Source organism: Stenotrophomonas sp. C-A (assembly GCF_054030835.1).
The window spans coordinates 387,562-400,851 of the sequence record NZ_CM132916.1; the positions used below are offsets into that span (position 1 = coordinate 387,562).

At 67.7% G+C, this 13,290-nt stretch carries 13 protein-coding genes; 6 read left to right on the top strand and 7 right to left on the bottom strand.

The genetic code is table 11. From position 1 onward, the window contains the following. Positions 1-224 precede the first annotated feature (224 nt). The 4 genes from ACW5IY_RS01780 (at position 225) to hglS (ending at position 3,530) form a co-directional block, all read left to right on the top strand. Positions 225-635, top strand: coding sequence for an EF-hand domain-containing protein (locus tag ACW5IY_RS01780; RefSeq protein WP_049437070.1), 411 nt, complete (start codon positions 225-227; stop codon positions 633-635). Between the two features lie 95 nt (positions 636-730). Next, positions 731-1,483, top strand: a complete 753-nt coding sequence (locus ACW5IY_RS01785; protein WP_049397778.1) for an HAD family hydrolase — start codon at positions 731-733, stop codon at positions 1,481-1,483. A 31-nt stretch (positions 1,484-1,514) separates the two neighbouring features. After that, a complete protein-coding gene (locus tag ACW5IY_RS01790; protein ID WP_049437069.1) occupies positions 1,515-2,003 on the top strand; it encodes a hypothetical protein in 489 nt (162 codons plus the stop codon). Between the two features lie 165 nt (positions 2,004-2,168). Then, the gene (hglS, locus tag ACW5IY_RS01795; protein ID WP_049437066.1) at positions 2,169-3,530 is read left to right on the top strand and encodes a 2-oxoadipate dioxygenase/decarboxylase HglS; all 1,362 of its coding nucleotides are present in this window, start codon (positions 2,169-2,171) and stop codon (positions 3,528-3,530) included. 133 nt (positions 3,531-3,663) lie between these two features. Here the strand turns inward: hglS and ACW5IY_RS01800 are convergent, their stop codons facing one another. Continuing rightward, entirely contained in the window at positions 3,664-5,178 is a 1,515-nt protein-coding gene (locus ACW5IY_RS01800; protein WP_049437063.1) for an acetyl-CoA hydrolase/transferase family protein, read from the bottom strand. A gap of 364 nt (positions 5,179-5,542) precedes the next feature. Here ACW5IY_RS01800 and glnE point away from each other — a divergent pair, with 364 nt between their 5' ends. Next, the gene (gene glnE, locus ACW5IY_RS01805) at positions 5,543-8,338 is read left to right on the top strand and encodes a bifunctional [glutamate--ammonia ligase]-adenylyl-L-tyrosine phosphorylase/[glutamate--ammonia-ligase] adenylyltransferase (RefSeq protein ID WP_049437061.1); all 2,796 of its coding nucleotides are present in this window, start codon (positions 5,543-5,545) and stop codon (positions 8,336-8,338) included. Between the two features lie 271 nt (positions 8,339-8,609). On the opposite strand, the gene ACW5IY_RS01810 is transcribed toward glnE, so the two are convergent. The 6 genes from ACW5IY_RS01810 to ACW5IY_RS01835 all read right to left on the bottom strand — a co-directional run bounded on the left by ACW5IY_RS01810 (position 8,610) and on the right by ACW5IY_RS01835 (position 12,541). Further along, positions 8,610-9,170: a queuosine precursor transporter gene (locus ACW5IY_RS01810; protein ID WP_049437059.1), complete on the bottom strand. Its 561-nt coding sequence runs from the start codon at positions 9,168-9,170 to the stop codon at positions 8,610-8,612. A gap of 75 nt (positions 9,171-9,245) precedes the next feature. After that, positions 9,246-9,761: a hypothetical protein gene (locus ACW5IY_RS01815; RefSeq protein ID WP_049412249.1), complete on the bottom strand. Its 516-nt coding sequence runs from the start codon at positions 9,759-9,761 to the stop codon at positions 9,246-9,248. A gap of 32 nt (positions 9,762-9,793) precedes the next feature. Next, positions 9,794-10,297 (bottom strand): hypothetical protein, encoded by a 504-nt coding sequence (locus ACW5IY_RS01820; protein WP_049437056.1) that lies wholly within the window; start codon positions 10,295-10,297, stop codon positions 9,794-9,796. A gap of 19 nt (positions 10,298-10,316) precedes the next feature. Continuing rightward, positions 10,317-11,168, bottom strand: a complete 852-nt coding sequence (locus ACW5IY_RS01825) for a DUF2145 domain-containing protein (RefSeq protein WP_049437055.1) — start codon at positions 11,166-11,168, stop codon at positions 10,317-10,319. A 48-nt stretch (positions 11,169-11,216) separates the two neighbouring features. Continuing rightward, entirely contained in the window at positions 11,217-11,447 is a 231-nt protein-coding gene (locus ACW5IY_RS01830) for a hypothetical protein (protein WP_046984459.1), read from the bottom strand. Between the two features lie 128 nt (positions 11,448-11,575). Continuing rightward, entirely contained in the window at positions 11,576-12,541 is a 966-nt protein-coding gene (locus tag ACW5IY_RS01835) for a mitochondrial fission ELM1 family protein (protein WP_049437052.1), read from the bottom strand. A gap of 120 nt (positions 12,542-12,661) precedes the next feature. On the opposite strand from ACW5IY_RS01835, the gene ACW5IY_RS01840 reads away from it, so the two are divergent. Then, complete coding sequence (locus tag ACW5IY_RS01840) at positions 12,662-13,252, top strand: malonic semialdehyde reductase (RefSeq protein WP_049437050.1); 591 nt, start codon at positions 12,662-12,664, stop codon at positions 13,250-13,252. Positions 13,253-13,290: the final 38 nt, after the last annotated feature.

The window sequence follows — 13,290 nt, forward strand, 5'->3', positions numbered from 1 at the left end:
TTTCGTTGGTTGCCGGTTAAATCCGGCAGCGCTGAATGCGCATCTTATGAGCTGCTCACTTGCTGCTAACCACCGCGCTAATGCATGGGTGGAGGCGAGTGGTTAATCGTGTGTGTGCACGCCGCTCGCGACGCAAAATCGATTCAGAAACGCGGTGGCAGGGTAGGTGCCGTGCGGAGACAACACGCCGCGCAACACCACCCAATTGGCAGGAGACACCCCTGATGACTATTCGCAACCGCAAGCCCCTGATCGCCCTGATCGTCGCCGCTGGCAGCGTGCTGGCCATTCCGGCGATGGCGCAGTCGGCCAAGCAGCAGGCGGCGCATGCGCAGAACGAGGCCGCACAGGCCCAGCAGGCGGCTGCACAGGCTGGCCAGGCCGCCGACCAGGCGACCAATGCGGCCGCAGCGGCATCGGCGCAGGCCAATGGCGGTGGCCAGACCTGGGCCAGCATCGATACCGATGGCAACGGCACCATCAGCAAGACCGAGGCACAGGTGAACGCGGGCCTGGCCCAGGTGTTCGACCAGGCCGATACCAACAAGGACGGCGAGCTGAGCGCCGATGAGTACAAGGCCTATGTGGCCGCGCAGCAGGCCGGTGCGGGTGCCGGCGCGGCCCAGGGCCGCTGATCCACACCTGATTCGGGAAGACCGGTGCATGGGGACCCGGGCGGCTGCGGCCGCCCGGGTTTTTCTCGTCATCGCCACCCCTGTATCCTTGGCCGATGAACACCTCCACGCCTGCGCCGTCGCGCGCCATCGGCCTGGTCGGTTTTGACGGTGACGATACGCTGTGGAAGAGCGAGGACTACTACCGCAAGGCCGAGCAGGATTACCTTGACCTGCTGTCGCGCTACGTCGACGTGCATGACACCCAGACCGCGCGCCACCTGCTGGAAGTTCAGCAGCGCCACCTAGGCACCTTCGGCTACGGTGTGAAGAGCATGACCCTGTCGATGATCGAAGCGGCCATCGACATCACCGGCCAGCGCATCGAGGCCAAGGATATCCAGCGCATTCTGGATATCGGCCACGACACCCTGCGCCACCCGGTCGAACTGATCGACGGTGTGCGCGAAGCCGTGGCAGCCATCGCCGAGCACTACCCGGTGGTGCTGATCACCAAGGGTGACCTGTTCCACCAGGAAGCGAAGATCAAGGTCGCCAACCTGGCCGAGCTGTTCCCGCGCATCGAGATCGTCTCGGAGAAAGATCCGGAAACCTATGCCCGCGTGCTGGCCGAATTCGATCTGCCGATGCAGCGCTTCGTGATGGTCGGCAACTCGCTGCGTTCGGACATCGAGCCGGTGGTCACCCTCGGTGGTTGGGGCGTGCATACCCCGTATGCAGTGACCTGGGCACACGAGACCCAGCATGGTGTGGCCGACGACGAACCGCGCATGGTCACCGCCGACACCGCCCACGATTGGCCGGCTGCACTGGCGGCGATCGAGGCCAAGGCCGCTGCGGCGGCCTGACAGGACCCGGCGGCTGCGGCAGAATCGGGGCATGAACGTCCGACTGCGCGCGCTGTTGTTGTCCCTGCTGCTGGTGCCGGCCACCGTGCTGGCCCAGCAGACCGCCGAGCGCTCGGCAGCCTACGAGGTGGAGACCGGTGATAGCTGGGTCGATGCCCAGCTGCAGGACATCAACCACTACGCCGAACGCTACCCCGACGCCTTCCTCGACGAAGTGTCGCGCTACGCCGACGTGCCGCGCGGCTACATCAGCGCGCTGTTCACCACCCACGGCTGGCAGGCCGGGGACATCTACTTCGCCTGTTTCTGGGCCAAGGCCAGCGGCCAGACCTGCCGCGACAGCGTGCGCGCCTTCAGCCAGGACCCGGCGGGCGGCTGGGAGGCGGTGGTGAAGCGCATGCCCTCCAAGCCGGACAACCTGCATTACCGCGCCGTGCGCCATGCCATCGTGGCCAGCTACCAGCACTGGGACCGGCCGATCACCCTGGATGCCACCTTGAAACGCCAACTCAAGCGGTAGTGCCGGCCGCTGGCCGGCAACTGCACCCTTCCAGGCATCCGGAGGTTGCCGGCCAGCGGCCGGCACTACCGATTTCTTTCATGTTGCTCTGCATATCGCCGCCGCCGCGCGCTCCGGCGACAATACGGGTTCGAGCTGTTCCCCGTTCCCGTAATCGAGTGACTGATGAGCGCCTCTTTCGTTTCGCCTGATGTGATCCGCCGCCTGTTCGCACAGGCCATGTCCCGCATGTACCGCACTGAAGTGCCGTTGTACGGCACGCTGGTGGAACTGGTGGAGCGGATCAACGCGCAGGTGCTTGCCCAGGACCCGGCGCTGGCCGCGCAGCTGCAGCGCAATGACGAGCGTGCGCGCCTGGATGAAGAACGCCATGGCGCGATCCGGGTGGGCACCGTGCAGGAACTGGCCACGCTGCGCCGCCTGTTCGCGGTGATGGGCATGTACCCGGTCGGCTACTACGACCTGTCGGTGGCCGGCGTGCCGGTGCATTCCACCGCGTTCCGCCCGCTCACTGGCGCCGCGCTGGCGCAGAATCCGTTCCGCGTGTTCACCTCACTGCTGCGCCTGGAGCTGATCGAGGACGAAGCGCTGCGTGCCGAGTCCGCACGCATCCTCGAACGCCGCCGTATCTTCACCGAGGGCGCCCTGGCGCTGATCGACCAGGCCGAGCGTGACGGTGGCCTGTCGCAGGCCGATGCCGAGCGCTTTGTCGATGAAGCGCTGGAAACCTTCCGCTGGCACGGTGATGCCACGGTCGATTTGCCGACCTACCACGCGCTGCACAACGCGCATCGGCTGGTGGCCGACGTGGTCAGTTTCCGTGGCCCGCACATCAATCACCTGACCCCGCGCACGCTGGACATCGACGCCGCGCAGGCCGCGATGATCGAGCACGGCATGGCGGCCAAGGCGGTCATCGAAGGCCCGCCGCGCCGTGCCTGCCCGATCCTGCTGCGGCAGACCAGTTTCAAGGCACTGGAAGAGGCCGTGCATTTCCCGGACGCGGAAGGTGGCGATGCCGGCACGCATACCGCGCGCTTCGGCGAGATCGAACAGCGCGGCCTTGCGCTGACCCCGAAGGGCCGCGCGCTGTACGACCAGCTGTTGTCGCAGGCCCGCGATGCCGGTGGCGAAGGCAGCACCGGCGGCGACTACGGGCAGCGCCTGCAGGCGGTGTTCGCCAGCTTCCCGGATGACCACGACACGCTGCGCCAGGAAGGCCTGGGGTATTACCGCTACCAGCTGACCGATGCCGGCCGTGCCGCGCCGGAGCGCGTGGCCGATCTGCCGGCTGAAGTGCTGGTGGCTGCGGGCCTGGCCACGGCCGACCCGATCGTCTACGAGGATTTCCTGCCGGTCAGCGCGGCGGGCATCTTCCAGTCGAACCTGGGCGGTGAAGAGCAGCGCGCGTATGCCGCGCATGCCAACCGCGAGGCCTTCGAGCAGGCGCTGGGCGTGGCGGTGAATGACGAGTTCGAGATCTACGAGCGGCTGCAGGCCGAGTCGCTGGCGGCGCTGCGCGGGTAAACGGCTTGCCGTGGAGCCGAGCGTGGGCTCGGCTCTACAGGGATTCTGTGGAGCGGGCCCTTGTAGAGCCGAGCCATGCTCGGCTCCACAGGGAAGGAGAGTCGAGCATGGCTCGACTCTACAGCCGCGGGCGTCAGCCCTTCATCGTGCCGGTATCCAGCCAGCGCTGGTGCCACGACAGCGCTTCCGGCAGCAGGTGCGGGGTGTGCTTGCCGTAGCTTTCGCGGCTGGCACGGTCGAAGTAGTCCTGCAGCTGCGGGCGGAAATCCGGGTGCGCGCAGTTGTCGATCAGCACCTGCGCGCGCTTGCGCGGGGTCAGCCCACGCAGATCGGCCAGGCCCTGTTCGGTCACGATCACCGACACGTCGTGCTCGGTGTGATCGACATGGCTGGCCATCGGCACGATCGCCGAGATGGTGCCGTTCTTGGCGGTGGACGGGCTCAGGAACGCCGACAGGAAACCGTTGCGGGCAAAGTCACCCGAACCGCCGATGCCGTTCATGATGCGGGTGCCCATCACGTGCGTCGAATTGACGTTGCCGTAGATGTCCACCTCGATCATGCCGTTCATGCCGATGCAGCCGAGGCGACGCACCAGTTCCGGGTGGTTGGAGATCTCCTGCGTGCGCATGATGATGCGCTCACGGTAGAAATCGATGTTCTCCTTGAACGTCTCGTTGGCCTGCGGGCTCAGCGCAAAACCCGTGCACGAGGCATAGCTCAGCACGCCGTCGCGCAGCAGGTCGAGCATGCCGTCCTGGATCACCTCGGTGAACGCAGCCAGGTCGCGGAAACCGCTCTTGGCCAGGCCGGCCAGCACCGCGTTGGGGATGTTGCCCACGCCCGACTGCAGCGGCAGCAGGTTCGGTGGAAGGCGCCCCTTCTTCACCTCGTGCTTGAGGAACTCGATCAGGTGCGAGGCGATCTGCTCGCTGGTCGCATCGATCGGACTGAACGGGCTGTTGCGGTCCGGGCCGTTGGTGCGCACCACGGCCACGATCTTGTCCGGGTCGCAGCGCAGCGCGGTGTCGCCAATGCGGTCGTTGGCGTTCACCAGCGGAATCGGCTTGCGGTGCGGCGGCAGCGCAGTGCCGTAGTAGATGTCATGCATGCCGTCGACGCCGGCCGGCTGCCACTCGTTGACCTCGACGATCACTTTCTTGGCCAGGTCCAGCCAGGTCTTGTTGTTGCCGACCGAGGTGGAGGGCACCAGCGAACCGTCTTCACGGATGGCCGAGACTTCGATCACGGCGGTATCGATCTCGCCGTAGAAGCCGAACCACACGTGCTGGGCCACGTGGCTGAGGTGGATGTCGATGTAATCCAGCTTGCCCTCGTTGATGCGGTTGCGCGCATCCGGGTCGCTCTGGAACGGCATGCGCATGGCGATGCCATCGGCCTTGGCCAGCGCGCCATCGAGTTCCGGCGCGGTGGAGGCGCCGGTCATCAGGCTGATCTGGAAGGGCCGGCCCTGGGCATGCACCGCTTCGATGCGGCGGGCCAGTTCGACGGGAACGGCCTTGGGATACCCGGAGCCGGTAAAGCCGCTCATGGCCACGGTTTCACCGGGCTGGATCAGCGCGGCTGCGGCCTCTGCGGAGACCACGCGGTCACGGAGACGCGCGTTGGCGATGCGATCAACAGACATGACGACACGTGTTGCTGGGGGGAATTCCGATTATCGGCCATCCTCATCCGTACGGGGGGTTCTACCTTCGTGGAATGGCTTTTCCCCGGGGGCTCACCCAAACCCACCGGTTTTGTTTTGCAGTGCAGCGTGCAAAGTGCTTTCGCAGCCCGCACGATGGCCCTGCATCCCGACGTGGGGGAGGGAGCAGAGCCCGCTGGCAGTTCGCTGCAAGCGGGCTTTTTTATTGCCTGTTGCCCAGTATGAATACGCGGTTCCCATTATTGGTAGTGCCGGCCGCTGGCCGGCAACCTGAGCAACCTTCGGCAGGATCATCGGATCTACCGGCCAGCGGTCGGCTCTACGGGGTCGATACAATCCGCTCATGACTCTCGCCCCCGCTGACCTGCCCGCCTCCCTGCAGCCTCTTGTCGACCGCGCCCTGGCGCGCCTGGCCCAGGTCCTGCCCGAGCCCGTCCCGGCTGACCTGCTGCCGTTGCTGACCCGGTTGGCGGTCACCAGCGATTTCGCACTCGATACCCTGGTGCGGCAACCGGCGCTGCTGGCGCAGCTGGCCGCGCCCGGCTGCCCGCCGATCCCCGCACCCGTGCTCGACCCGCTGCAGCCCAGCGATTGGCCGGCACAGCTGCGGCGCTGGCGAACGGCGATGTCCACGCGGCTGATCTGGCGCGACCTGGCCGGGCTGGACGACGTGGCGCAGACCCTGGCCGGCGCCACCACCCTGGCCGAGGACTGCCTGCGGCTGGCGCTGGATGCCCTGCAGCAGGAGTTCGCCCAGCGCCACGGCGTGGTTCGCGATGGCGAAGGCGCTCCGCAGCAGCTGGTGGTGTTTGGCCTCGGCAAGCTGGGCGGCGGCGAGCTGAACTTCAGTTCCGATATCGACCTGGTCTACGCCTACCCGCACGGCGGCGAATCCGACGGGCCGCGTGCGCTGGCCGCCGAAGAGTATTTCGCCCGGCTCGGCCAGCGCCTGGCCAAGCTGCTGGACGAAACCACCGTCGATGGCTTCAGCCACCGCGTCGACCTGCGCCTGCGCCCGTTCGGCAGCGCCGGCCGCGTCGCGCTGTCGTTCGCGGCGATGGACCAGTATTTCCAGCGCGAGGGCCGTGATTGGGAGCGTTATGCGTGGCTGAAGGCGCGCGCAGTGGCCGGCGACATCGAGGCCGGCGAGGCGTGGCTGCAGACCCTGCGCCCGTTCGTGTATCGCCGCTACCTGGATTTCACCGCGCTCGATGGCCTGCGCGAAATGAAGGCGGCCATCACCGCCGAAGTCGCGCGCCGTGAACTGCATGAAGACATCAAGCGCGGCGCCGGTGGCATCCGCGAAATCGAGTTCCTGTGCCAAGCGCTGCAGCTGATCCGGGGTGGCCGTGAACCAGCACTGCGCGAGCGCCGCCTGCTGGTGGCGCTGGACGCGCTGGTCGCCGCCGGGCAGATCGCCCCCGAAGATGGCAGCGCGCTGCGCGAGGCCTACCTGTTCCTGCGCCGCCTGGAAAACCGCCTGCAGATGTTGCGTGATGCGCAGACGCATGTGCTGCCCAGCGATGCGCTGGACCGCGAGCGCATTGCCGTCGGCCTCGGCTACCCGGACTGGGACGTGCTGCGCGCGGCGTTGGCCGAACAGCAGCAGCGCGTCAGTACTGAATTCGCCGCGTTGCTGGCACCGCGCAAGGGCCAGGCCGCGCCCGATGCACTGGCCAACTACTGGCGCAGCCTGCCCGAAGGCAGCAATGCACCGCTGCTGGCCGAAGCCGGCTTCCTCGATGCCAACGGCGCTGACCAGTCGCTGCGCGATTTCGCTCAAAGCACCGGCGTGAAGTCGTTGTCCGACGCCGCGCGTGCGCGGCTGGATCGCGTGCTGCCGGCACTGCTGCATGCCGCCACGCGTTCGCCCCAGCCCGACGCCGCGCTCAAGCGCGTGCTTGGCCTGCTGCAGGCGGTGCTGCGCCGGACCAGCTATCTCGCGCTGTTGGACGAGCAGCCCAGCGCGTTGGCGCGGCTGGTCGATGTGCTGGCGCGCAGCGCACTGCTGGCCGAACGCCTGGCGGCGTATCCGCTGCTGCTGGATGAACTGCTGGACGTACGCGTGTCCGGGCCGATGCCCGATGCCGCCGGCATGCTGGCCGAGTGCCAGCAGGTGCTGGCGGTGGAGGATCCCGAATCCGCACTGCGCTGGCTAAACGAGACGCGGTTGGCGCTGAGCTTCCGCATGGCGATGGCCACGCTGGACGGCCGCCAGGGCGCGGTGGACAGCACCCGGCAACTGGCCGAACTGGCGCAGGCGGTGGTGGTCACCGTGCTGGCGATGGCCGAAGCCGATATGCGCACCGCGCATGGTGATATTCCCGGTGGCCGTTTCGCGATCATCGGCTACGGCAGCCTGGGGGGTCTGGAGCTGGGCTTCGGTTCCGATCTGGACCTGGTGTTCCTGCACGACAACCCGGCCGGGGTGGACGCCAGCGATGGTGCACGTCCGCTGGAGCCGGGGCGCTGGTATGCGCGCCTGGCGCAGAAGGTGATGGCGCTGCTCGGTGCGGTCACTGCTGCGGGCCGCCTGTACGACATCGACGTGCGCCTGCGCCCGGATGGCGGCAAGGGTTCGCTGGTGTCTTCGCTGGCCAGTTACACCGAGTACCAGCGCGAGCGTGCGTGGACCTGGGAACACCAGGCCCTGGTGCGCGCGCGTGGTGTGGCCGGCGATGCCAGCCTGCTGGCCGACTTCGAACAGGTGCGTGCGCAGACGCTGGGCCGCGAACGCGATCCGGCCACGCTGTATGCCGATGTGTTGAAGATGCGTGGCCGCATGCGCACCGAACTGGACCGCAGCGATGCCGCGCGGTTGGACCTGAAGCAGGGCGCGGGTGGTGTGGTGGACCTGGAGTTCCTGCTGCAGACCGGCGTGCTGGCGCGCAGTGCGCAGCATGCGGCGCTGCTGCAACCACGCGATACGCCGTCGTTGATCGATGCGCTGGCGGTTGCCGGTTTCCTGCCGGAAGACACGGCGCAGGCGCTGCATGGCGCGCATGCCACGTTGCTGGACGTAGGCCTGGCCTGCACGCTGGATCGGCGACCGCGCTTGGCACCAACCACGCCCGGGATTGAAGAGGCGTGTGCCGCGATTACGGCAGCGTGCAGAGCTGCAGCGTTGCCGTTCGCCTGAGTGGTTGCATCCGTCAGAGCAATGGCTTGCTTTGGGTAGGTGCCGACCGTTGGTCGGCACTATCTTTCAGCGGCGATGAACTCTGATGGAGCGTGCCGACCAACGGTCGGCACCCACCGGATCAATGGCTCGGCGATGACCTGCCGGACCGATGATCTGGCCGTTGGCCTGCTGTTGGTAGGTGCCAACCTTGGTTGGCAAAACCCGTCAGCGTTCATGACCCCGGCCACAGCGTGCCAACCAAGGTTGGCACCCACCAGAGCATGTGCGGTCAGCTGGTGGCGCGCAGCGGCGCCATCTTCCACAACAGCGCGCGGAACGGCGCCAGCAGGCAGACGCCGATCGCCAGCTTCACCGCCAGGTCACCCGCCGCCCAGCTCACCCACGGCAGGGCGGAACCGGCAAACGCGATCGACCAGAAAATGGTGGTATCCACCGTCGCGCTGCAGGTGGTGGCCACCATCGGCGCACGCCACCAGCTGCCACGACGCAGGCGGTCGAACACGGTGATGTCCAGCAGCTGCGCCACGATGAAGGCCGAACACGAAGCAATGGCGATGCGCGGCGTGGCAACCCATACCGACAGCAGCACCGCCACCAGGAAGCCGATCCACGCCACGCGGCGGGCGGGGCCCGGGCCGAAACGGCGGTTGATCAGGTTGCTGACCAGGAACGCGACCGGGTAGCTGAAGGCACCCCAGGTCAACCAATCGTTGATCGGGTACTGCACCAGTACGTTGGACAGCAGCACCACCGCGCCCATGGCCAGCACCGCCAGCACCAGGGCGCGGGCGGTCAGCGGGGCAAACACAGGGGCAGGACGCACGGACATGGCGAGCCAGGGGGACAAAGGGGATCGCCCATTATCCGCCCGGCCCGCGGCAACGCCAAAACCGGTCGTTCAGCTTTACAGCACCTCGCTCATCACGTCGCCGGCGGCGTAGGCGGTCGGCACATAGGCCAGCGCCTGGCCCTGCGCGCTCTTCACGGTCCAGCCGGCGCCGGCGTCGGTCGGGTCGAAGCGCACCTGCTGGCCAACGACGAAGCCGGCGACCGGGTCATCGCCTGCAGCCGCCGGCCATTGCAGCGTTGCGGTCTGGTCGGCCTTGCCAGGTACCTGCAGGTGCACCTGGCGATCACCGGCTGGCGTGGTGGCGACCTGCTTCACCTCCATCGGCGGCAGCGGAACCGCCGGTGTGCGTGCGGCGACCTTGCCGTTGCGCTCGCTGGCCTTGAACGGGGCCTTGGACAGTTCGGCCAATCCCATCGACGTGGCCAACGGAATCGACAGCACGATCAGCGACGTGACCAGCACGCTGGTCTGGCCGCTGTTCAACTGTGGCGCGGCGCCGGCATGGACGGTGGGCACCACCAGCGCTGAAAGCAGCAGGGCAGTGGCGGGAACGCGCAGGCAACGGAACATGGAGACCTCCTGGTCAGGGTGGGGACGGCGGCTCAGCGCCGGGTATCGAAGATGTCGCGCGGGCCGGTGGCCTCGGGCAGGTATTCCAGCGGGCGGCCCTGGTTGTCTTTCAGCTGCCAGCCCTGGTCGTTGCCAGTGGGCTCGAAGTTCACGGTCTGGCCCACGGTGAACTGCACGGCGGGATCGCCGATGCCGCGCGGGTACTGCATCGATGCGGTGTTCTGCGGGTCGTTGGCATCACGCAGCAGCACTTCGCGGCGGCCATCCACGGTGGTGGCGATCGCACTCACCTGCATCTGGGGCAGCTTGATCTGCTGCGGGCGCGCCAGTGGTTGACCGGCGTCGGCTGCATCCTGGGCTTCCTTGGCCGCCGCCGCGCGGGCCGAGTCCACCATCTGCGTGGACATCTCCAGGCTCGGCCCTTGTGGGCCCGGATCGTGGATGATGACGATGCGGCGTTCTGCATGGGCAGTGTTCGCGCCGAGCAGACCGGCAACCATCACCATCGACATCAGGGAAACAGGCAATGCGCGCATCTCGTTCTCCTTGCATGATTCAGGGCGAGGCAGCGGTGGCTCCAGCCACCGGCACGTGGGGGATCACCAGTTCCTGCTGCAGCTGGCTGCGCTGGTGCAGGAAGTCGAACACCGATTCCACCGTTACCACCGAATAGTTGCCGGAGATGCGTTCGCCGGCCGGATGGTCGGTGGTGGTGGCGTTGGCCACGAACAGGCGCGCACCCACGCGCTTGCCGAGGCCGATATGCAGCACGCTGGGCTGGTACTTCTGCTGGCGCAGCCACTGCTGTGCCTGTTCGCGCTTGACGATGGCCGGCGCGCTCTCGGTCTGCGCCATCGCTGCGGCCAGCACTTCCAGCACCCACTGGTTGGAGTTCTGGTAGTCGGTGGCGAACGGGTAGGCGACCACGTTGTACCTGGTTTCGTGCAGCGCCTTGGGCTGGATCGAGGGCGACACCAGCATCGCCTTCAACGCGGCACGCAGCGGCGCCGAGGGCACGCCGATGCGCAGGTCGGTATGGCCGCCGCTCTCGCCGACGAAGTTGCCCAGCCCTTCGTGGTACAGCTGCGAGCTGTCGGTCTTGCAGCGGTTGAGCAGGTGCATCGCGCGCCAGCGGCCGTCGTCCTCGCGCAGCAGGAACGCCAGGTGGCTGTGGCGCAGGCCGTAGCGGCTCAGATCCTGGCCACCGCGCGCGGCGACCACCACGTCCACATCGGGCAGCGCATCCAGGCGCTCGGCGGTGGTCCAGGCCACGTCCAGCATCGCCGCCTGCGACGCCACGCTCGGGTAGCGCTCGCGGCACTCGGTGCTGTTGGCCCATGCCGGTGCGGTCGCCAGCAGGCTGGCGATCAGCAGGGCGGCGCGGGGCAGGCGGGAGAAACGATCCATGTCGATACCTTCAACGGCGGGCAGGCCCGCGCGCCGATCATACGCCGCTCAGCGCAGCGGGCGGTCCACGCCCTTGCGCTTGAGTTCCCTGTCGCAGGCATCGCTGATCGGCGCGATCGGCAGCGGCGGGCGCTCGCCCGTCTTCGGATCGCGCAAGGCCGGTTGTTCGCGATACGCGTCCAGCTGCTGCTGGCACTGGTAGGAAATCGGGTCCAGTTCGGTGGGCGTGGTGGAGCAGGCAGCGAGCAGGGCCAGGGGCAGCAGGAGCAGGGTGCGCATGAAGACGTTCAGCGTGATGGGGGAAGCTGGACTCTAACGGTGCGGGCGGACCGAAATGTTCAGAAATCGCTGCGCACCCGGCACCACCGTGTTGCCGGGCGCCCAGGATTGCCGGCCAGCGGCCGGGACTACCCCAATGCCAGGCGCTGCTTCACTTCTGCCGCTACCCGAGCGGTCTCGCGCAGCGGCTCGATGCGGTCGTACTGCCAGTCCAGCCAGCGCGTTTGCAATCGCCCGCGCTCGCGCAGCTGCTGTTGGAAGCGTGCCAGCCGGCCTTGCACGGTATCGGCCAGCGCCACCATCACCGGCATGCGCGTGGCGCAGGCTTCAGAGAGCAGGTTCACCGAATCGGGCGACACCACCACGCGGTTGGCCCAGCCGAGCAGGCCACCATAGGGATTGGTGCCGTCGCCGCCGTCGCCCCAGATCACGTGCGGCAGGTCGGCGAAGGTCGCGCGCAGGATCTCGGCCAAGGCCGGCGGCGTGCGTCGCGAGGTGGTCGCCAGCAGGCTGCCGCCTTCGCTGCGGATCTGGTCGGCCAGCGCCTGGAACACGCCGACCATCGCCGTCTCATCCCACGGTGCCAGTGGTGTCGGCCCGCCCACCAGCAGCGCAGTACGCGGACCGGGCAGGGTGCTGAAGCCGGCGAACGCGGCGCGGCCCCAGGCCAGCCAGTCATCATCCACCGGGTTGAGGCTGCCGAGCAGGGTCAACACATTGCTGCCGCGCAGGGCGTCATGTTCGGGCACCACCACCACATCCCAGTAGCGTGCGCCGATGCGCGGGTCGAGGATCTGCACCACCTGGCTGCCACGTGCGCGCAGCACGCGCAGGGCGCCAGCGGCCTGGCGGCCACAACCGATCGCCAGCGCCGGGGCATCTGCAGCCAGCGTCGCGAAGGCCTCGCCGTAGCCATTCACATCGCCGGGCAGGCGACGCGGCGACAGCCAGCGCCAGGGCGCGCGGGGCTGCAGGACCAGCGGCCGATGGGTGCCCTGGCGCAGCGCAGAGGCCAGCGCGACCGCCTGGCGGACATTGCCCGCACGGCCGTCCGTGACCGTCCAGGGCGCACTCGATCGTTTCACCTGTGGCATTAATTCGTTTCAGCCCTGCTGGGTGTTGCAACAGTCGCGACACTCTACACTGCGGCTCGTCGATTCGCCCCGCGCCGCCCGCGGGCACTGACTTCCCTTAGCCGCCCTGGAGATCCACCGATGTCCCACGCGCTCGACGCTGCTGCCCTCGATCAGCTGTTCCGTACTGCCCGTACCCAGAACGCCTTCCTCGACAAGCCGGTCCCGGCCAGCCTGCTGCAGGAACTGTACGACCTGGTGAAGTGGGGCCCGACGGCTGCCAACACCACGCCGGCCCGCTTCGTTTTCGTCACCTCGAAGGAAGCCAAGGCCAAGCTGGCCCCGGCCCTGTCCGAAGGCAACCTGGCCAAGACCATGGCCGCCCCGGTCACCGTCATCATCGGTTTCGACCTGGACTTCCACGAGAAGCTGCCGTACCTGTTCCCGCACACCGATGCCAAGGCCTGGTTCGATGGCCCGCAGGAAGGCCGCCACGAAGCCGCCATCCGCAACGGCAGCCTGCAGGGCGCCTACCTGATCCTGGCCGCACGCGCGCTGGGCCTGGATGCCGGCCCGATGTCGGGCTTCGACCCGGCCAAGGTGGACGAAGCCTTCTTCGCCGGCACCTCCATCAAGTCGAATTTCCTGGTCAACCTGGGTTACGGTGACTCGGCGGGCCTGTTCCCGCGTCTGCCGCGCCTGTCGTTCGACGAAGCGGCGCGCATCGCGTAAGTCGTTGTATCGGTTTCGGGCCCGCCGTCCCGCGGCGG